Source organism: Clostridioides sp. LIBA-6822 (genome assembly GCF_056688955.1).
On sequence record NZ_CP196995.1, the window covers coordinates 734,964 to 757,153 of the forward strand.

Below are 22,190 nucleotides of genomic sequence, written 5' to 3' on the forward strand. Positions count from 1 at the left end.
ATTTTTAATCTTGAGATAATCTTACTTTTATTTTTAATGATATGTACTCTTACTTTTTGTACTTTGTAAGAAAAGCATTGAAAGCAGTAATAAGTAGTTGTTTTTCTTCTTCACCTGTAAGAGTTAGACTTCCTTTGTAGACTAAACAAGCAATACCATGAGTATAAATCCATATGTTATAAAATAATTCTTTTGCCTGTTCAAAACTAAGCGAACCTTCACTAGCAGCACTATTCACCACAAAAGCAAGTTGTTTAGATGCTTGTTCATCTAAGTTATAATTTATAGTACTGTGTTGCATAATAGCTTCAAACAAATTTGGGTATTCTTTGGCAAAGTTAATATATCCAAGTCCATAAGTTAAAAAAGCAGAATCATCTAAAGAGTAATCACCGATATATTGAGAAGGATAATCACTGATATATTGAGTATGAAATGTATGGATTTTTTCCTCTACAGAAACACGCAAATCTTCAACTGTCTGGAATTCTCGAAAAATTGGGGCAACTGATGTACCTAGTACTAGTGCAACTTTCTGAGCAGTGATGACAGTAACACCTTCATTTTTTGCTACTTCAAATCCTGCATTTATGATTGCATCTCTATCTGTTTTTATTTTAGGTGGCATAAGCTCAACTCCTTAAAATAGTAATTGTTATCTAACAAGTACTATTTTATGCTCTAAAAAAAATACTGTCAAGCAAACATAGTAAAATATATAATTTATTCTAAATTGTATCTTTGATTTAGATATGAAATAGAGTATTACAAGTATTTTAGACAATAGTTTATATACTACAATTTGAAAGTTTTATAATACTTAAGTTGAAAAATATAATAATTGTGAACTTTATTACATTATAAATATTTTTTTATTATTTTTATGGTATATAATAATTATTGTAATTGATTTTGTGAAATTATTACTGTAATATCTAATTATATAGATAAGGAAGTGGAGTGATAACTATGTGTTTAAAAAAATTATCAAAATTAGAGTTAGTTATTATGAAATTTATTTGGAATTTAGATATAAAAACAAATTCATATGAGGTTATTGATTATATGCAGGAAGAGCATAATTTACCAGAGAAAGTAGCTTTAAAAACTTTATCAAGATTGTCAAAGAAAAAATTCTTATATGTACAAGAAACGAGTAAATGTATGTATTATACAGTTGCAATCAAAGAAAATACGTACTTTGAATTTATATCAAGAAATGTACAAAGCCTTTTGAAGAATATTTTTATAAAGAATTTATTAGTGTCATTTCATGAAGAGGAGTTAACGGCAGAGAAGATAGACTCATTGGAAAACTGGGTAGTAAATTGGGAAGAAGCTTACATATAATGTAATTTATAGTCTAAAAAGAGTTTTGTAATGGTTTATTTACAATTATAAGACTCTTTTTAACTGTGTAAATTTAATATAAAATAATTTTGATATTAACTGGAATAAAAAGATATACTAGAATTCTCATACTAAATCATTAAATTAACTATTAAATTTAACTAGAATAAAAAATTAATATACTATAATGAACTAGAACTTTGTTTCTTAATAATTCTTATATTCTTGATAAAATTATAAAGAAACTTCAAATAAAATAAGAAACCAGTTATATAAGAACTAATAAAAGGAGATTTTCAACAATATACTAAGTTTCTTTTTTTAATCCTTGTGGGGCAGGTAAGCTCCATACGATTATTGGTATAGCTGCAACAAGTAAGAATTTCATCAACTGTTTTTTATTCATTTTTTTCTCCTTATTTGATTTTAGATTTATGTTAGATTATAAAAGCACAAAACATGCCAACTTTTTGGATTAATAATATTTTTTTATTTTTTTGTGTAATTTATTGCAATTTAATTGAGAACCGAATCGATTCAATAAGAATTTATAGAAACCTTTTCTTAAGTAGTATTAGTAGTAGTATTTTATTTTTCTATATTATATTTCAAAATGAAATGCTATAGTTTAAAAATGAAATAGCATGTTTCAATTATTAATAAAGCAATATAAGGATATCTTTAACTAAAAACCTAAATAATATTTGACATTTAAAATAAGATACTCGATTTAAATTTTGTTATATATAATTGTATAAACAGTCAAACATATTACTATATAAATTAGAAAAAGGATGTTTATTAATTATTTTTAGAAACAGATAAGGAAAGATAATTTAGATGAATAAGGAAAAAGACTTTAGAAATATAGTTGGAAAAATTAAAAGATGTACAAATCGTTGAAAGAAAGTTGATAAATAGTAGTACTGAGATAATATTCCCATATATTTAATGAAAAGGATAAGAGAAACTTCAGATAGAATAACTGAATTATAAGGAATTTTTTGAAAGTCTGTAAATGGAGTATAGAGAGATATTTTATAAGATATATTTATTAAGGGAAATCATTAATATGATACAATAAATATAATATGAAAATTAGAAAAATTTCAGGGAGATATTTAAAATATAGGAGTAAATCTTATGAAGATTCTATGGAATAAAAATATTACATAGTGGAGTAACTTGTAATGGGTTTCATTTTAAAATAGTAATGGGGAAAAACCTTTAATGGGTGAAAGTTTTATTCAAAAAATAGACTTCAGAAAGAAGGTGTAATATGGGTGAATTACAGAAAATTCCAGGGGTAGGGAAAGCAACAGAAGAATCTTTAATGATGTTAGGATATACAACAATCGAATCACTTAAAGATGAAAATCCAACAGAAATGTATGAAAAAGAATGTTTAATGCGTGGACATCATATAGATAGATGTCAGCTATATGTATATCGTTGTGCAGTATATTTTGCATCAACTGAAAATCCAGAATCAGAAAAACTAAAATGGTGGTATTGGAAAGATTAAAAAAACTTAGAGAAGTTTAGGAATCAGTAAAAGAGTCAACTATTCATTTTAAATAATGATAAAAACGAATAGTTGACTCTTTTTTAGTTGTAAATTTTATGTAAATCTATGTATCTATCTAAATATATTACTCAACAAAATATGTTAATATAATTAATTAGAAACTGTCTCCTCAAGCCATTTTCTGCACTGCTCAATATTTACCATAGGGTCAAAACCTTGGTCTTTACCCTTATTTAAAAGCATATCACAAGGGAAAGTATCACATTCCCCACAATGATTAAGCGCCTTATCTTCACAGCAAGTTTTAACCTTACATTCTCCACCCCAAAATGGCTTTTCCATATTTGGACAGCCAGTGCAATTCACTTGCTCTTTTCTTGTACAGCTGTTACAACAAACACCACATCTTGATTCAAACATATTAAAACATCCTTTCTAGTACTAGTATTATAAAATAAATTTAGATGACTAAAAATCAATTATTTGAAATTATAGAGTCATCTAAATGTTATACATAAGATTATTATTTCTTTTATACTAAACTTATAAAGACTACTCAAAAAATTCCTTTGCATATTCTACAACACCAGAGATTCCTTGCAATCCACTTTCTAATAATTCTAGAGCCATGAAGTTTTTATCTGGAACTTCAAATGGAGCTTCTATATTAAATTTACTTGCTACCTGATAACCAAACCTAGGATAATACTTGTCATGCCCTAAAACAACACAACCCTTATATCCTTTTGCCTTTGCTACTTTATGCCCCTCTTCAATTAGCTTTGTACCAATTTTTTTACCTTGCATACTAGGAGAAACTGATACAGGAGCTAATGTTAAAAGGACATTATCCCCAACCTTAATTTCTGTAAATAAAATATGACCAACTATATCTCCATCATGCTCAGCTACTATTGAAAGTTCTGGCACAAAGTTATCACTAGTTCTTAAACGATTAACAAGATTATGCTCATCGTGGTCAGAAATTTCTTCATTTTCAAAGGCAGACTTAATAACATCATACACTTTATTTTTATCACTTTCTTTTTCTTGTCTAATTATCATTTTAATTACACCTCACAAAAGTTAAATATTTATTCATCATATTTAATAATTTTTTAGCTATATTTAATTAACTTTCATTATATAATATAGTAGTCAGATTTACATTAAACCTTTAGTATAATAATAAATAATTTTAAATAATAATATTATTATGAACCTTTATACTTTTAATTGTATATCAAGCATATAACTTTTAAGTAACAGATATATAGCCTTTAAATAAAAAGTATATAGTTAGGAGAGTAGAGTAGTAAGCTTCTATTATTTTTTATAATAAAAAGCACTACACCAATAATAGTTGTATCCTCTAATTTCTAACCATTCAGGGAATGAAATATCTTTACTAGTTTTATCATATTGAAACCATAAGTCATACAACTCTTGATAATAAGTTTTTTCCTTTAAGTATTCACTATACGAACCTAATCTTTCTTTATATTTTGTAAGTAGTTTGTCCAATTCGTCTAAATTATACTTAATATTTTCTTTAGTACCTAGAATCACACTTTCTTGTATATGGTGAGAGGCAAACCAGAGCCCATCTATATACTTATTTAATAATAATTCTACAGACTTAATATCTTTGTTATCTAACCTTAAGGCGTCTTTTAACATATCCTCAGAAGAGTAGTATTCTTCATTATCCAAAAAAATAGGAATATCCAACTGGTATCCCCATCTAAGAAAAGGCATTTCCTCATTTAAAATAGCCTTTTTGACTATTGGAAAAATTAACTTAACAACTAGAGGTTGTTGAAATGTTTTTATACTATTTTTATCAAAACGTTCCTTGCAAATATATGTAACAAAATTTTTCTGCTTACTTTCAGGTAATGTCAGTATGTATTCAATCATAAGGTCTAGTTTTTTGTTTGCTAACTTTTTCAAGCCACTATTTCTTGTGTTTGCATATTCATTCCAAAGTGTTGTTATTTTGCTATCTTCATAATCTATGGTATTCATATTTTTCCTCCAAATAATATTAAAACTCTTTCTGAGTTATACAACTATGTCTGAATACTAATGCCTAAGTATATAGTTATATAAATAAGCTTATCACCATGCATCAGGAATTAAATTCCAAATTACAATTATAGTAATAAGTATTATTGATAAAGTAACTGAAGATGTAACTAATATTGGCTTATTTTTTTTTATAATACCCACAAATATACCTACTGTTAACAGCAGTACTAATAAAAGGATTACCAAACTAAATCCAAATGCAAACATATTTATATGCCCTCCTCATAAAAATATATATAAGCTTTTCCTGTATTTTACCATATCACGTGGTGAAAGTCATTTTTTAACACTAAATATTTTAAAGTAATATACAAAAAAATATGATAAAAAATAAGATTATATAACATTAAGATAATAATTGCTTTATAAAAATAAATATACAATATGCAAATAAATATAATATATAATAAATAAACCATCTAATTATAATTCAAATATAATTAGATAAAATAAGTATTTGAATTATAATAGATGGTTTTAATTCTAAATAAAATCTTTACTATTAATATATTTGATTCTAATATATTAGCTATTAAGAAATAACATCATTTTTCTTAAAATTTCTATTGGCAATTTCAGAAAAAACTATAGTAGTAATAAATGCAACACATATTGTAACCAAAGTATCATTAATATTTAAAGCAGATTGTTTTATAACTCCCATTGCACTTCCTAGCATAGAATAAGGAAAAAAGATACCAATAGAAGGTTTAGCCACTATTAAACCCATACCAAACAAAGAAAGACAAAGGCTGATTCCAATAGGAGTTGCAAAACTTCTTATCTTAATAGACATATATAGCTGTATAGAAGCTATTGAAATAGAAATAATCCAGCCTTTAGCAATCCAACCAGTAAGTTCTTTAGGTATACTATCAGGAAAACCAAACATATTTCCTGCAACTATGTAAAAGATAACAAATACAATTTGTGTAATAGCTGTAAGTATTGAAACTACTGCAAGCTTAGATAAGAAGATATTTTTTAGATTAACTGGCAATGTCATTATATTATTCCAATTACGATTCATATGTTCAAGCCTACAAATATAAGCACAAAAGATTGCTATTAAGATAGGAAAGAAAAATTCCCCATAAAAAAGACTAACTTGAGTCCATAAGCTATACCATTGTTTTGTGAGTATACCCTGATTTAGATAAAAGTTACCACAACCAATCAATACACTTATAAGTGGTAAAGCTAATAATACATACCATATAAAAGAATTTTTTAACTTTAGGATTTCTCCCAAAACTGATTTCATTAACATTTAAACCCCTCCTATACTTCTTTTTTTAATAAATGATTTCTTCCAATATAATAAATTAACATTCCAATTAAGAAAATTAAAATTGTAATAGAAAAATTCATATTAGTTCTGTAAACAGATGAACCTGCAACAGTATCATAAGCATAACTCAGAGGTGATAATTCTAGGTAATAAGACCATACAAATAATCTACGAATACCTTGATAAAACAATCCTGATGTCAAACCTATAAAACTACCAACCATACCAAATGTAATTGCAATCATTTGATTTGGGATTACAGTTGCAATCCATAAGTGGAGTGCAATTATAGCAATATTTACGAGAATTGTTCCTAATGAATATTTTAAAAGTAAAAATATGGAAAGTGGCTCAGTAACTCCTCTAAAATATCCAAATAGGATAATAGATAATACTTGCATCAATACGGGTACAGATACCAAAATAGCAGAACATAAAAATTTAGATGAATAAATACTATTTAAGGATGTTACAGAAGATTTTAAAAGTTTCCATGTATCTCCCTTATGCTCTATATCGCTTATACGTGATGTAATTATTGCTATTAGAATAGGAAAGAATAAACCATTTAAACTTGTAAAACTCATAATCATATATGAATATTCAAATCCACCTAGCATATCTGGGTTACGTGTAATAGCTCTGCTTGAATTCATGATGCACCACATTATTTCAACAGCTACAAATAAAAAGGTCATCAGAATAATTTTCTTTCTTTTAAGTTTGTAAAATTCTAGACCAAGATATTTCATTATAACGTCACCGCCTTACCAGTAAGTTCTAGGAATATGTCTTCCAAGCTCTTTTTATGCTCTTCTATTCTGAATACATCAATATTTGAGTTGACAAGCATACTATTTACTTTGGCTACATCTGAGTCCTTTAAATTTTCAATAGTCAAGTATCCATTTTGTATAAGTGACATATATCCTTTATTGTTCAATAGTTTTTGTGTAGATACAAGGTTTTGTGTTTTGATAGCAATATGACTTTGTCCTCTATCATGAAGTTCTTTTATGCTATCTTGAAAAACAAGTTCACCATGGTTTATTATTCCTATTGATGTGGCAATCTGGTCAATTTCACTCAAAAGATGGCTGGATATTAGAACTGTCATACCATATTTTTCTGGTAGTGACTTTATTAATTCTCTAATTTCCTCAATTCCTGCTGGGTCAAGCCCATTTGTAGGCTCATCAAGTATTAATAATTTAGGAAACTTCATTATAGCCATGGCAATACCAAGACGTTGTTTCATACCTAGAGAATATTGACTAACTTTTTTATCCTTTTGGTTTTCTAGTCTTACTATTTTCAGTGCTTCATTTACATTTCTTTTAGGTAAATCTAAGAGTTTTTGCATGATAGTCATGTTTTCAAGACCTGTTAAATGTCCATAGTATGATGGAGATTCTATCAATGAACCAATGTCCTTCAAAATTGATATTCTATTCTTCTCATTTAGTTCTTTATTTAAAATATTAATATTTCCTTGTGTAGGCTTTGCAAGTCCAAGTAACATTTTAAGAGTGGTAGATTTTCCTGCTCCATTAGGACCTAGAAAGCCATATACAGCTCCTTTTGGAACTCTTAGGTCTACATCCCTTACTCTAAATATTTTATTGTATTCCTTTGAAAGTCTTTGTGTTCTAATTATCATTTCCATATATTTCATCCCCTTTTTTAACCTGTGTTTATTGTTTTTTTTAGCTTATATTAGTATAATAACTTGGTTACATTTCAGATAGCTGACGTTTACCTTACAATAACCTTAAATAGTCTATTGAGGTAAAGTCATGAAAAAGGGTCTATGATATACTAAAAAAGGGTGATGATTATGGAATCAATAAAAGATAAAAAAATACTTGTAGTGGATGACCACAAGGAGTTATTAAAAATGATAGATGAAATCCTAAGAAAAGAGGGCTTTAGTAGAATATTTTTAGCATCGAGTTATGAGGAAGCTGTTAGAGTATTTAAAAATATAAAGCCAGATTGTGCAATTTTAGATGTTGTTTTACCAGATGGGGATGGTTTTTCCATTATGAGAAAAATTAGAGAGACATCTAAGATACCAGTGATTTTTCTTTCTGCAAGAGGTGAAGATGAGGATAGATTGATTGGTTTAGGTCTAGGGGCTGATGACTATATAGTAAAGCCATTTTTACCAAAGGAACTTACCTTAAGACTTGTGGGGATATTAAATCGTGTATATGTGTCTATAGAAGAAGATGAGTTACCAATATTTAGATTAGGAGATTCTGTTGTTGTGAATTTAAATAGTGCATCTGTTGAAAAAGATGGACAAGAACTTTCTTTAACAGCTAAAGAACATTCACTACTTTTAAAGTTGTATGAAAATAAAGGGCGAATTGTTACTAGTGACTCACTGTGTCAAGCTATTTGGGGAGATGATATGTATGGATATGAAAATACTCTTATGGTTCATATCAGAAGGGTTAGAGAAAAGATAGAAAAGACTCCATCTTCTCCTAAGCATCTTCTTACAGTAAGAGGGCTTGGATATAAGTTGATAATTAATTAATTTTAGATAAGAATGAAGGAAGTCAAGAGGAGTGATTTAATTTTGGATAGTGTAAAGTATATATTAAGGAGATTTATAGGTTCAAGTATCTTGATTTCGTTGCTTTTTATTATATTAAATATATTAGGTTTATTCATGTTTTCATATATGACATTTGTATCTAAGTATTCAGGTGATTTAAATCAAAGTGATAGTAAGGAAATAAGAGCAAACTTGATGATGCTTGAAGATAAATTAATTTTAAAAGATGGAAAATTTACTCTAGATGATTCTAGTAAGGGAGTTTTACATAGCAATAAAGTATGGGCAATGCTAATTGATGACAATGGAGATAGAGTATGGGGCTTTGATTTGCCAAAAGAAATTCCAGACCATTATACTTTGACAGATGTAGCTAAGTTCTCAAGGTTCTTTTTAAAAGATTATCCTGTGTATGTATGGGAACATCCAAATGGAACCTTAGTAACAGGGTATCCTAAGGACAAATATACTAAATTCAACCTTACCTATACTATTGACGAAATAAGTCAATTTCCTATGATGATAATAGGTATGCTTCTGTTTAATGCAATAATTACATTTTTACTAGCCTTATTTATAGGATTAAAAATGGTTAAATCCATAAAGCCAATTATTACTGGTATAAAGCTTATGTCAAAGGGTGAGCCAGTACTTCTTCAAGAAAAGGGGATATTAAGCGATATTTCAAAATCTATTAATACTGTGTCTAAAGAGTTACAAATGAAAAATGAAAAGCTTAGAAAGAAAGAGGAAGCTAGGACTAACTGGATTGCAGGAATATCTCATGATATAAGGACACCACTTTCAATGATAATTGGATATTCTGGAGAACTTGAAGAAAGCAGTAGTCTTTCTCAAAGAGAGCAAGAACAAGCATCTATTATATGTAATCAAGGTGTTAAAATTAGAGAATTAGTAAATGACCTTAATTTGGTGTCTAAACTTGAGTATAATATGCAACCATTAAATTGTGATAAGATTAGGGTTTCTGTGTTTTTGAGAGAGCTTGTTTCTGAATTTATAAATAATAATTTGGATAATGATTTTTATATAGAGCTTGATATATTGAATGAAGATATTACCATCAATGCAGATAAAAAATTGTTAAAGAGAGCTATTAGTAACTTAATACAAAACAGTATAACTCATAATCAGCAAGGTTGTAATATAAAGGTGATTTCTAAATCAGATTTGGATTTTTGCTATATAATTGTTGAAGATGATGGAAAAGGGATGAGCCAAGAAAAGATTAATTATTTATTAAAATCACAAAATGGCTTAAGTGAAGCATATGCAAAAGGTCAAAATCATGGTCTAGGTCTTTTGATAGTGGCAGGTATTATCAATGCACATGAAGGCAAGTTAGATATTATAAGTACTGATTGTCAAGGAATAAAAACAATACTAAAATTACCACTGATTAAGTAATATTTTATAAAATAATAACAGATAAGAATGAAGAATGGAAATATTTTGAAAATAATTTTATTATTTATTGACAAAGAGGCTCTATTAGAGTAGAATAATGATAAATTCTTTTCTTGTCAAGTTTTATTAAATAAAGAGTAACTTTTACTTTATGCGCTTAAAGTTGAGTTGCTTGTGGTATCAAAATTTTCATAGAAATAATATTTTGGAATTATTGTAAGACTGTTAAACTCTTTATATAATTCCATTTTTTTATATTTTTTATCTAATATTCAATATTATTATTGACAAAAAAATTCTACTAAAATAGAATTAGAGTATAGTGTTTTTTAATTTTAAGAAAAATATAATCATATGCTAAAGAAGGTTTTAATTGTATGATGTTCTGTGTAATTATAGTAGCTTTTATTCAATTATTTTAAGTATGTTTTATCTTACTTATTTATTTATAACAAGAAAAATATATTAAATTAGCGTATTTTGTGTTTTGAAGTTCTACTAAAGTAGAGTTTTTGTGTATTATTTTAGTACATATCTTGTACAGATGTATATATATATCGAAATATATTGATTATTTATAATATGATTAATGTAAAAATTTAAAAAAGTAGATATAGATAAAAAAACTGCTGAAATAGCAAAATATAATTATATAGAAAATTACAATTAAATCCGAAAGTAGAATCTTAAAATTACAATTAACATTATTTTTTTAGTTAGGAAATAAAAAGCTAAAGGAAATTGAAATACAATATTTAAAATTAAAAAATATAATAAGGAAGGAGAGCTACTGGACAAGTATCCAAAAGTAGATAGCTGAGTACAAAATATTTCATAAAATTAAGCAATATAATACAAAAGAAATTTGACACTATTTATATATATTTACTGTGTACAAGTAGCTAAATTTAAAATTTAAAAATATCTTATAAATCGAAGTTCATATAAATCAATATAAGATTTATTTACTAAAAAAATTTTATTATGGATATTGCTTGTCTATATTCTGAGTAGCAAAGGTTTATCATGCCTATAAAAAAGTTGCCAAAATCAGAATTAAAGATAATGAAATTTATATGGAAACTAGATTCCAAAGCAACATCGAGAGATATTGTTTTAGGAATGGAGCAAAAATATCAGTGGAAGCAAACAACGACTTTGACTCTTTTATCTAGATTGGTAGTGAAAGGATTTCTAAATTCTCAAAAGATAGATAAATATACACACTATGAAGTTTTAATTAAAGAGAAGGAATACGTAAATGTTGAAACTAGAGATTTCTTTAAAAATGTTCATGATTCCTCTATGAAAAGTTTATTATTAGCATTACATGATAATATTAATTTGAGTAAAGGAGAATTATTATTTATTGAAGAGTGGATAGAGAGTCTAAAAAAAGATGAAAAAAACATATAAAGTAGAATATTTTTTAGACTTCCAATCTAAATCATATAGTATATTTATATAATCTATATGACTACTTAAGTAGTATAGATAAAATCTATGAGTGTATTGTTAGATTAATCCAAATCAGATTAAGCATGAGTGTAAATAATAATGGATATTTTATTAATTCGATTAAAAAAGCTACCTTTACTTATCAACTAGATAAGTGTAATTAAGGTAGCTTTTTTAAATTGAACAGCACCCCATTTAGTAGAATTTTACAGTATCTTGTTTACTGTGTCTAATAAATAGGGTGCTGTTCAAATATAATAAGTCAGCTTTTTAAATATGAAATATGAAATTTTAGAATGTATGAGATGTATAAGCCTTGTAAATATGACATACAGTTTTCTTATTTAAACTGATAAAATAAAGAGATAATAAAAAATATTGAACAAACTAAAAAAGTACTAAAAATTAGGAGGGGGAATTTATGAAATATCAAGTTTCACTATTAGCAGTAAATGATGTTGAAGTATCAAAAAAGTTTTATCAAGAGCTATTTGAGCAAGAAGTTGAATTGGATTTAGGTAAAAATGTAAGCTTTAGTGGAGGATTTGCTATACAAGAAGATTTTGGATGGCTTACAGGGATTAATCCAGATACAATTATACAAAAATCAAATAATATGGAACTTTATTTTGAGGTTGATGATTTTGATAAATTTATTGAAAAACTCAACTCTTATAAAGATGTGGAGTTTGTTCATCAGCCATTAAAATATGAGTGGCAACAGAGAGTAGTCCGTATTTACGACCCTGATAAGCATATTATTGAGATAGGAGAATCCATGGAAGTCATAGCTAGAAGGTATTTATCTGAAGGCTATTCTGTAGAAGAAACTTCTAAAATAATTCAACATCCAATTGAATTTGTAAAGCAGTTTGAAAGTAATAAGTAATGTTTTTTTTTATTTTTCCTTTATTATATTTTAAAATTTAAGTTACATGATAATGCAACTATATAAAATTATGTTTAATATGTTCAAGTAGTAATTACTTGAATTAAGATTAATTATGATGGAATGAACTAAAGAGAATTTATAGGATTAATATTTTACAAGAATTATAAAGTAAATTAGAATGAATAGAATATTAATATAAAATGAATAAAATAACATATAAGAAATAAAAATAGCCTAGAAATACTTTGATAAAATTGAATATTGACAACATTAAGAAAAAGTAAGGTCAGAGTATTTAGAAACAAAAAAGTTATTGTAAAATTATTATATTAATATGTATTAGTCAAATATTGTTGTAAAGGAGTGGGTATTATCAAAGCAGTTGAACTTTACAAAAAATTAGAATTGGAGTTTGATATTAAAAATATTGAGGATGATTGGAGTTTTATGAATTTTGAAAATGATTTTATTACTCCAGAATTTAAAACGAAATACATAGGAGTAGTATTAGATAATGCTAAAAGTATCAATAAAGTATACACAACTACTTTTCCTGACAAGGAGATAATTAAGCAGGTTATAGATAAAGATGAGAAAGATATTTTAATTTTTTCACATCATGCAATGGGGTACATAGCATCAGATGAATGTTTTCCATTCCATGATATACCATTATCTTATATGGAAGAGATGAGAACTCGTAGAATCTCTTTTTACGTATTACATTCGCCATTAGACAACTATAGTGAGTATTCAACTTCTGTCAGTTTTGCAAAGGCTCTAGGCTTAGAAATAGTCGAACCATTTTGTAAATATGATGATAAAATCAAGACAGGAGTTATATGTAAGACTTCCTTAAAATCAGTGGAAGAGATTAAGGAATTAGTCAAAAAAACTGTTGGTCATGATGTTAAATTGTATGATTATGGAGATGCTATATTAAAAGATGGTTTAGTTGCTATTGCAGCAGGAGGAGGAAGTTATCCATTTGTAGCAAGTGAAGTTGCCGAACTTGGTATAAATTTATACATAACTGGATTTACTAAACCTTTAAAGCACTTTGAACCAGTATTAGAGTTCCATAAAATAGCAAAGGACAATTTGCTTAATGTTATAGGTGCTACTCATTATTCTACAGAAAAATTTGCCTGTATGTCTATGGTTAATTATTTTAAAAAACTAGGTCTAGAATCAGAATTCTTGGAAGGGAAAAAATATTTAGCAGATTTATAGGGGATAAATTAGAAAATTTATAGAATATGATTTACAGGATTATAGAATATGATTTAGCAGATTTATAGGATATGATTTATATGATTATAGAATATGATTTAGCAGATTTATAAGATATGATTTACAGGATTATAGAATATGATTTAGCAGATTTATAAGATATGATTTATATGATTATAGAATATGATTTAGCAGATTTATAAGATATGATTTATAGGGTTATAGAATATAATTTAGCAGATTTATAGAAAATAAATAGTATATAAAATCATAAAAATAAGCAGTTAGTAGGAGTTTGTCTCTACTGACTGCTTATTTTTATATCTTCTTATATAGGCATTTAGTAACCGTATTTGCTAATATTACAGTTAGTTATAGTCTTATAACTTGTTTTTCCTTTGCTCATCCAGTTAATTGTTTGAAAAGTTTTTTTCTTATTCTCTTACCATGTAATGCTCACTGATTACTGCAAAGATGTATGGTGTGTGGAAGACTCTGTTTACTGTGCCTTTCTGTATTTTATATATTTGTAAATTTATGTTTTAATCAATAAAGTTATACCATATAGAAATGAAATATAATGCTTTTGCCAAGATAAAAGGGGTTCATAAGTAAGTATATAATCATATTTTACATTTACAAATGAACTTATGATTGTTATTTATTAGGTTTATTTTTCGATATTTTTTCTGATATTATTTATACTTGATTAGATTTTATAAATATTTATTTCGAATTATTATAAGTATTTATTTTAAAAAAATAGAATTATTATATTTATGAGAATAAATGGTATAATAAAAGGTAAAGTGTCAAATATGCACTAAATTAAATAAGTTAATTAGTATATAGATTAAAGCATAAATAATTAGAACTTATTAAATATCAAAAAATGACCACTTATAAAAGTAGTTGTTTAAAAAGACATAAAAAAGTAGTTATTTAAAAACACATAAAAAGTAATTATCTAAAACATATAAAAAGAGAATTATCTAAAAAGACATAAAAAAGATAATTGCTCATTCAAGTAACTATCTCAAAATGGACAAAAAGATGACTTATCATTACTCATCTAAAAAATAGAAAATCAGATATATGAAATTTAATAAATAATAATTGGCAGGGAAAGGAAAGATAGAATGATATTTACAAGGAGCAATAAATACGATAAGGAATTTCTCATGGAAAATATGATGGGACCTAATTGTATAAAAATATTGGAAGAATTAACGAGTAAGATAAAACTAGAAAAAGGAATGCGTATCTTAGATTTAGGATGTGGTAGAGGTATATCTTCTATATTTTTAGCTAATGAATTTGATGCTACTGTATTTGCAACGGATTTGTGGATAGAACCAACTGAAAACTATGAAAGATTTAAACAGTTTAAATTGGATAATAAAATATTTCCTATACAAGCTGAGGCACATGAATTGCCTTACGCAGAAGGTTTTTTCGATGCAGTAATAAGTGTACATTCTTACCATTATTTTGGAAATAAAGAAGGGTTTTTAGAAAATCACATATCACCCCTTGTAAAAGAGGGAGGAATAATTGCTATGGCAATGCCTGGATTAAAACAAGATTTTGTGAATTGTATACCAGATGAACTTATTCCATTTTGGCAAGACAATATGAATTTCCATTCAATTAAATGGTGGAATGAACTTTGGTCAGAATCTGAGTCTGTAACTGTAGAGAAATGTGAGGCTTTAAGCTGTCATGATGAAGCTTGGAATGATTGGCTAAACTGCGATAATTCTTATGCTAAAAATGATAAAAAAATGCTAGAAGTAGAGAATGGCAAGTACTTTAATACAATTTCCTTGATAGCTAAAGTTAAATAAGAGAAAAATTTAGATGAAAAACTTAAATTTAAAATAATTTTTTAGATTGTTTATGCCCAGTTGTATTGTTTATGTCAATTGGGTATTTTTATTTAAAAAATATAAATGTTTTTTATTTATTTTCTAACTCTACTATATAAGAAATAAATACATAATGTAAAATATAACTGTATGATACAGAGTATAAGTATAGGATATAAACTTTGAATAGGATATAATATAGATAAATGAATAGGTATTAATTATAGGAGAACTATGTTTATGATAAGCTAACATTGACAAATCAAAGGCTTACTTTTATACTCGATACAAGTAAAATAGCTTTTAAATTATAGATTCAAAATAAACAAAATATGCAATTATAAATCAAATAATATAATGAATAAAAATATGAAATTATAAAATAAATAACTTAGGAGGTACAATAATGAATGAGACAAAAGAAGAAAATTTATTAGAACAATTTTATAAAGTACAATCATTGCTACATAAATTTCACCTTCAAAATCATAAATCACATGGATTTTTTAGAGCAACACATAGAGGTCAAGGTAGAGTATTATCCATGCTGAAAATAAAGCCAGAAATCACTCAAAAAGAACTATCATACTTACTTGATATGAGACCTCAATCTTTAGGTGAGTTACTTTCAAAATTAGAAAATCAAGAATTTATTACTCGTACACACTCAGAAAAAGACCGTAGAGTAATGGTAGTAAGATTGACATCAAAGGGAATGGATGAAATTAATAAAAATGAACAGAAAGAAGACCCAACTAATCAGATATTTAATGTATTAGAGCCAGAAGAAAAGAGGAATTTAAGTGACATTCTTACAAAGATTACTGATGAACTGGAAAGAACTATAAAAAGTGAGGATGGTAATAATTTTGATGGAATGCCTATGCAACCACCACCAAGACCTCATCATGGACAATATTTAGGTGGTTTTGCTGGTAGAGAAGGAAATCAAAACTTCTTTAATTCACGTGAAGCATATCAAGATTTTTTTAATAGAGAAGAGCTATTTGAAGAGATGGTAAAACAACATCCAGAGCTTATTGAACAATTGATGAAACAGCATCCAGAGTTTTTTACGGAGAAAGAACTTGATATAAAAAATAGTTCTAAGAATGAAAGTAAACAAGATATTAATGAAAGCAAACCAGATATTGATGAAGATTAAAAATTTTATAGTACTATTTTAGAAGTTTTTCTATATATTTTATTATACCTCAAATTAAATTGTGAGATGTTGAAATATAGAATCAAAAGACTAGTATATCTATATTATTTTAACTACTGGAAAATTTATTTTAATAGAGAGATATATAAGTAGAAACATACAAAGCTATTTTAAGTTAATATATATAGTAATTTATCTACTATTATAATTAGGGTAATAGAGCATGATTTAATCATAAATTAAAAAAGGGGAAATGTTGAGTTTATGGAAGGAATAAAATTTATAAAGCCAGAAGAAAAGTATATTTGGTCATATTGGCAGACTTTTGATAATATTGCAAAAGAAAGGAAATACCTAGCTATGGACGAAGCATTTCCTTTTGAAGAAACAGTTGAATTTATAAAGAATGTTATGATTGAAAAATTTCCACAGCTGTTTATAATTGACGTAAAATCAGATATCTGTATTGGTTGGTGTGACGTTTTGCCTAAAGCTGAAACAGTTGGCTATTTGGGTATGGGTATTCTTAAGGAATACAGAGAAAAAGGTATCGGAAGTAACCTTTTAAAACAAATTATTGATTTATCAAAGGAATATGGATATAAAAAAATTGAGTTAGATGTATTAAAAAGTAATAGTAGAGCTATTCATGTTTATAAATCTTTAGGGTTTGTGGAGGTAAATACAATAGCTAGTGGATTTACATGGAATGATAGACCTGTAAAAGAAGAAGTTATTCAAATGGAGCTTACACTAATATAAAATAAAGTTTATTGGGAATTAATAGGATGGTAGTAAAAAATACTATCCTATTTTATTGTTTAAAAATAGGAGTTTTTCAGTTAAATATACTGTGTTTAGAGAAAATTTTGTTTTCCTTCCCACTATAATTATATCATAAATAAAAATTTTTTTTAAGACTGTGAATATATTCTCATTTCTATATAATTGATATAGTGGATTAAATGTTAATTTCAATTGAGGAGGATTATAATATGAATCTAAATGATTTTGAGTCAAATCTTGAAAATCAGTGGTTACAAAAAACTCTTAAAGAGGCTAATAGACAACTTGAGGAAAAACGTAATGAAGAAGATAAGCTAAAAAAAGATGCTATAGAGACTCAAAGGGAACTATGGAATGACTTAGGTTCTATTTCTATTGAAAATGGATTAGAGCAACTTTCAGAATTTATGTCATTTATGGATGTTATGAAACATCAAAAAAGAAGCCATGAATTTACTAAGAAACTCAAAGATAAGTATGAAAGAATGATTGAATCTCCTTACTTTGGAAGAATTGACTTTACAGAAGCTTGTGAAACTGAGTCTCAAAAATATTATATTGGATTATCAAATCTTATTAATGATGATTATGATTTTCTTGTATATGACTGGAGAGCTCCTATTTCAAGTATGTTTTATGATTATGAAATTGGACAAGCAAGTTATGAGTGTCCAGAAGGCATAATCTCTGGAGAAATAACTAAAAAAAGACAGTATAAGATAAAAAATGGAAAGATTGAGTATATGTTTGATAGTAATGTAAATATAGATGATGATGTATTACAAGAGCTTTTAGGTAAAAACTCTGATGAGAAAATGAAAACTATAGTTACTACTATTCAAAGAGAGCAAAATCAAGTAATTCGTAATGAGAAATACAAGAGCTTAATTGTACAAGGTGCCGCTGGAAGCGGAAAGACATCTATAGCACTTCATAGGATAGCATATTTATTATATAAACATAAAGATAAAATAACTTCTGCAAATATAATGATATTTTCTCCGAATAACATATTTAATGATTATATCTCAAATGTATTGCCACAGCTGGGTGAAGATAATATCTGTCAGACAACATTTAAAGACTATATGTATAAAGAATTGGGTGATGAGTTTAAAAAAGAAAGCCCAACTGAAATGATGGAGTACATTCTTAATAATAATGGGAAAATCACATATAAGGATAGGATAGAAAATATAGAATTTAAAACCTCTTTAGAGTTCACAAAAATATTAAAACAATATCTAAATTATTTAGAAACAGATGATAGATGTTTTGAAGATATTATTGTAAGAGGTAAGTTAATAATTTCATCTGAAGAGTTACAAACACTGTTTTCTAATGACTATTCAAATTTACCAATTAAGAAAAGATTAGAGAAAATAAAATCAAGGATAATATTTTTAATTGAGCCATATGAAAAAGCTTGGATTGATGAAATATTTAAAAAACTTCAAGCATCTGGTGATTATATAGAAAAAGAAGAAATGATGGAGAAAAGCACTTTTATTGTAAGAAAGCATCTAAAAGAAGTTTACTCTAAAATTTCAAGAATGACAGAATTAGATTTAATAGATACTTATAAAAATTTATTTAAGAATTTAGAAATATTTTTAGATAAGGCAAATATTGAGTATGATAAAAAGTTTATAGATAATATAAAAACTTATACAATGGATAATTTAAGTGTAAGGAGCCTTTATTATGAAGACCAAGTGATTCTTTTATATTTAAAGGGAGCTCTTGGAGGTATTCCAAACACATCACAGATTAAATATGTAATCATAGACGAGGCACAGGACTATACTCCTTTGCAGTATGAAATATTTTATAAACTTTTTAAATCTGCCAATATGACTATATTAGGAGATATTAACCAATCAATCAACCCATTTATGAATGTTGGAGATTATAACAATATTCCTAATGTATTGGAGAATGATACTTGTATAATAAATCTAAGTAAAACATATCGTTCTACAATGGAAATTACTAGATTCTCAAGACAACTTCTTACAAAAGCTATAGATGATGGGTATATTGAGAGACATGGTGATGAGCCTAAGGTAATTGGTTTTACAGAGAAAAATTATATGGATAAAAAGCTTATTGAAGATATAAAAGCTTATAAACAGAAAAATTATAAGTCTATCGGAATTATAACAAAAACAGCTCGTGAGACTAGGGAAGTGTATGAGTTTTTAAAAGAAAATAATATTGATGTAGAGGCAATAACAAAAGATGATGATGAATATGTGAATGGCGTATTAGTAATACCATCATATTTATCTAAGGGACTTGAATTTGATGTAGTTATAATATACGATGCAAGTGATGAAAGGTATAATAGTGAAGATGAAAGGTTACTTCTTTACACTTGTTGTACAAGAGCTCTTCATGTGTTAAATATATACTATTTAGGTAAGATAACCCCTTTGTTAAAATAACAAGTTTTTGCTTATAATCTACTTTTTATTTTAAGGGTAGCAGATATTTATAGTCTACTTTATTTATCTGTTTTGTATGGATTTACTCATATATTTGCAACTAAAATTAATATAATGATTTATGATAAAGTTAAATCTTTTAAAATCTAAACCAAAAGACTTATTGTGTCTTTGCAACTAAAATTTATATAGTAATTTATGATAAAGTTAAATCTTTAAAAAACTAAACTAAAGAGCTTATTGTGTCTTTACAACTAAAACTTATATAATGATTTATGATAAAGTTAAATCTTTAAAAAACTAAATTAAAGGATTTATTGTGTCTTTACTACTAAAATTTATATAATAATTTATAATAAAGTGAAAGCCCTTAAAATTCCATATGAATGGTTTTTAAGGGCTTTTTATATTAGTAATAACTTTTGCGAGTAGTTAGATTTGTAGAGCAGTTAAATATCTAAAATTTCATATATTAAATCTAAAGAAAATATAAAGATGGAAGATACAACTATATTTACAAATAAGAAAATTAAAATCATGTATAATAAACTCATAAACAACTTATTGTTAATTATATTTATTTTGCATCTATTACTTCATGAGCCATTTTAACTAAGTCATTCATAGATAAATTTGAATCTTGAATTGTAAAAGAGTAGTAAACTCCATCTTGTTCCCAAGTCAAGAATTTAAATTCATTAACTTCCACTTTATCTGTTCCTTCATTAAATGTATATCTACTTGATTTTTCACTAAATGTATATTTACCTGACTTTTCATCAAGTTTATCTTGTTCTGTCATTTTATAACCTTCTGGCACAAACTTGTACATTGATGTTTCATAAGAAATATTTATATCTTTGTAAGTATCTACAACTTTCATATTCTCAGAATCTTTTTCAAGTTCATGATTTGCTGTTTTAAGAGATATTTCATCATTACCATTTTTATACTCAAACTCAAGTACTTTTAATTCTCCTAAAACATTATCTTCTTTATCAAGTGATTTTTCATTTATAGTATATGCCCCTTTAAATTTATATCCATTACTAAATTCGGAAATTAGATTAGGGGTAAAGTTAAAGTCTTTTTTTACCTGTTCAGTAGTTGGAATAGATGTATAGGTAGCTTTAGTGCTTGATTTTCCAACTATACTATATATTTCTCCTACTGCAAGAGCTGTTGTACCTAATACTAAAGTTATAGCTAAAGTTGCGACTAAACCTCTTCCAAATGGTAATTTATGTGTTTTATTATTCATTTTATAATTTTCCTCCCTTTCTGGTAAACTATTTAGTATTTTACTTAAACTATTATGAAAGCTTTCTGGAGCTTTTGGAAACGAATTATTTAAGCTATTTTTATTCATATGATTACCTCCATATTTTCTAATTTAGTTTTTAATAATTTTCTTCCTCTTGATAATCTACTTTTCACAGTTCCTTGAGGTATATCCAATATTTCCTTAATTTCATCAACTGAATAACCTTCAATATAGTAAAGTACTATTGGAACTTTAATTTTTTTAGGGAGACTTTGAATAGCAATATATAAATCATTATAATCTTCTTTTTCATCGATTTTTTTATTTTTAAATACGTCTTCAAATGATAGAAATTTCAATTGTTTACGTCTTAATGAATTACATTCATTTATCACTATTCTAATCAACCAAGTTTTAAAATATTGTTCTTCCTTAAGAGAATCTAACTTTTCATATGCTTTTAAAATAGCATTGTTGACGGCATCTTCACAATCTTGGTCGTTTCCTAGAATAGATTTAGATACACGATACAAAGTCTGTTCTGATTCAAGGATATTATTTATAAATGTAGTTTTATTCAAATGAATTCCTACCTTTCTGTGCAAATTGTAGCGCTACTTTTTTACCTTTCACTTATTAGATAAGATTTTACTATAAATGGTTCACTTTTTTTAAAAAAATTTAAATAAATAAAAATAAGGTACCTTAAAAATAATGTTGACAAATTATTAAGGTACCTTTATAATTAGAAATAGATAAGGTACCTTAGTAAAAACGAGAAAATAAATTAATAAAAAAATCGAATTAATTAGGAGGAGTTAAT

The 22,190-nt window shown here is 26.4% G+C and carries 21 protein-coding genes; 11 read left to right on the top strand and 10 right to left on the bottom strand.

The genetic code is table 11. The annotated features are described in order from the left end of the window. Window positions 1–49: 49 nt before the first annotated feature. Window positions 50–628 carry a hypothetical protein gene (locus ACTG48_RS03785; protein WP_479918178.1) on the bottom strand — a complete coding sequence of 193 codons (579 nt, stop codon included), beginning with the start codon at window positions 626–628 and terminating at the stop codon, window positions 50–52. Window positions 629–969: 341 nt separating this feature from the next. Between ACTG48_RS03785 and ACTG48_RS03790 the strand changes: the two genes are divergently transcribed. Both ACTG48_RS03790 and ACTG48_RS03795 read left to right on the top strand, forming a co-directional pair. Then, complete coding sequence (locus tag ACTG48_RS03790; protein ID WP_021383312.1) at window positions 970–1,350, top strand: BlaI/MecI/CopY family transcriptional regulator; 381 nt, start codon at window positions 970–972, stop codon at window positions 1,348–1,350. Window positions 1,351–2,629: 1,279 nt separating this feature from the next. Further along, on the top strand, window positions 2,630–2,875 hold the full coding sequence (locus ACTG48_RS03795; protein ID WP_021383317.1) for a helix-hairpin-helix domain-containing protein: 246 nt from the start codon (window positions 2,630–2,632) through the stop codon (window positions 2,873–2,875). Window positions 2,876–3,028: 153 nt separating this feature from the next. Here ACTG48_RS03795 and ACTG48_RS03800 read toward each other — a convergent pair whose 3' ends face one another. The 7 genes from ACTG48_RS03800 to ACTG48_RS03830 all read right to left on the bottom strand — a co-directional run bounded on the left by ACTG48_RS03800 (window position 3,029) and on the right by ACTG48_RS03830 (window position 7,926). Next, window positions 3,029–3,298, bottom strand: coding sequence for a DUF3795 domain-containing protein (locus tag ACTG48_RS03800; RefSeq protein ID WP_021383328.1), 270 nt, complete (start codon window positions 3,296–3,298; stop codon window positions 3,029–3,031). A 132-nt stretch (window positions 3,299–3,430) separates the two neighbouring features. Then, entirely contained in the window at window positions 3,431–3,943 is a 513-nt protein-coding gene (locus ACTG48_RS03805) for a GNAT family N-acetyltransferase (RefSeq protein WP_479918179.1), read from the bottom strand. A gap of 261 nt (window positions 3,944–4,204) precedes the next feature. Continuing rightward, entirely contained in the window at window positions 4,205–4,906 is a 702-nt protein-coding gene (locus ACTG48_RS03810; RefSeq protein ID WP_479918180.1) for a hypothetical protein, read from the bottom strand. Between the two features lie 93 nt (window positions 4,907–4,999). Continuing rightward, complete coding sequence (locus ACTG48_RS03815) at window positions 5,000–5,176, bottom strand: hypothetical protein (RefSeq protein ID WP_021383324.1); 177 nt, start codon at window positions 5,174–5,176, stop codon at window positions 5,000–5,002. 325 nt (window positions 5,177–5,501) lie between these two features. Continuing rightward, window positions 5,502–6,239, bottom strand: a complete 738-nt coding sequence (locus tag ACTG48_RS03820; protein WP_479918181.1) for an ABC transporter permease — start codon at window positions 6,237–6,239, stop codon at window positions 5,502–5,504. A gap of 11 nt (window positions 6,240–6,250) precedes the next feature. Continuing rightward, entirely contained in the window at window positions 6,251–7,012 is a 762-nt protein-coding gene (locus ACTG48_RS03825; protein WP_479918182.1) for an ABC transporter permease, read from the bottom strand. Next, window positions 7,012–7,926, bottom strand: a complete 915-nt coding sequence (locus ACTG48_RS03830) for an ABC transporter ATP-binding protein (RefSeq protein ID WP_479918183.1) — start codon at window positions 7,924–7,926, stop codon at window positions 7,012–7,014. The genes ACTG48_RS03825 and ACTG48_RS03830 overlap by 1 nt, the downstream gene beginning before the upstream one ends. Before the next feature lie 171 nt (window positions 7,927–8,097). On the opposite strand from ACTG48_RS03830, the gene ACTG48_RS03835 reads away from it, so the two are divergent. The 9 genes from ACTG48_RS03835 (at window position 8,098) to helD (ending at window position 20,103) form a co-directional block, all read left to right on the top strand. After that, complete coding sequence (locus ACTG48_RS03835) at window positions 8,098–8,805, top strand: response regulator transcription factor (protein WP_479918184.1); 708 nt, start codon at window positions 8,098–8,100, stop codon at window positions 8,803–8,805. Between the two features lie 42 nt (window positions 8,806–8,847). Next, window positions 8,848–10,254 carry a sensor histidine kinase gene (locus ACTG48_RS03840; protein WP_479918185.1) on the top strand — a complete coding sequence of 469 codons (1,407 nt, stop codon included), beginning with the start codon at window positions 8,848–8,850 and terminating at the stop codon, window positions 10,252–10,254. Between the two features lie 1,026 nt (window positions 10,255–11,280). After that, on the top strand, window positions 11,281–11,670 hold the full coding sequence (locus ACTG48_RS03845; protein ID WP_479918186.1) for a BlaI/MecI/CopY family transcriptional regulator: 390 nt from the start codon (window positions 11,281–11,283) through the stop codon (window positions 11,668–11,670). 463 nt (window positions 11,671–12,133) lie between these two features. Then, a complete protein-coding gene (locus ACTG48_RS03850; protein WP_021383512.1) occupies window positions 12,134–12,601 on the top strand; it encodes a VOC family protein in 468 nt (155 codons plus the stop codon). A gap of 366 nt (window positions 12,602–12,967) precedes the next feature. Beyond that, entirely contained in the window at window positions 12,968–13,837 is an 870-nt protein-coding gene (locus tag ACTG48_RS03855) for a Nif3-like dinuclear metal center hexameric protein (RefSeq protein WP_479918187.1), read from the top strand. Window positions 13,838–14,976: 1,139 nt separating this feature from the next. Beyond that, window positions 14,977–15,684: a methyltransferase domain-containing protein gene (locus ACTG48_RS03860; RefSeq protein ID WP_044212777.1), complete on the top strand. Its 708-nt coding sequence runs from the start codon at window positions 14,977–14,979 to the stop codon at window positions 15,682–15,684. Window positions 15,685–16,111: 427 nt separating this feature from the next. Continuing rightward, the gene (locus ACTG48_RS03865; protein ID WP_479918188.1) at window positions 16,112–16,870 is read left to right on the top strand and encodes a MarR family winged helix-turn-helix transcriptional regulator; all 759 of its coding nucleotides are present in this window, start codon (window positions 16,112–16,114) and stop codon (window positions 16,868–16,870) included. A gap of 264 nt (window positions 16,871–17,134) precedes the next feature. After that, entirely contained in the window at window positions 17,135–17,632 is a 498-nt protein-coding gene (locus ACTG48_RS03870; protein ID WP_021383483.1) for a GNAT family N-acetyltransferase, read from the top strand. Window positions 17,633–17,865: 233 nt separating this feature from the next. Next, entirely contained in the window at window positions 17,866–20,103 is a 2,238-nt protein-coding gene (gene helD, locus ACTG48_RS03875; protein ID WP_479918189.1) for an RNA polymerase recycling motor HelD, read from the top strand. Window positions 20,104–20,680: 577 nt separating this feature from the next. Here helD and ACTG48_RS03880 read toward each other — a convergent pair. Continuing rightward, window positions 20,681–21,472, bottom strand: coding sequence for a hypothetical protein (locus tag ACTG48_RS03880; RefSeq protein WP_479918190.1), 792 nt, complete (start codon window positions 21,470–21,472; stop codon window positions 20,681–20,683). Continuing rightward, a complete protein-coding gene (locus tag ACTG48_RS03885) occupies window positions 21,469–21,948 on the bottom strand; it encodes an RNA polymerase sigma factor (RefSeq protein WP_021383499.1) in 480 nt (159 codons plus the stop codon). Before ACTG48_RS03885 ends, ACTG48_RS03880 begins: the two co-directional genes overlap by 4 nt. Between the last annotated feature and the right edge of the window lie 242 nt (window positions 21,949–22,190).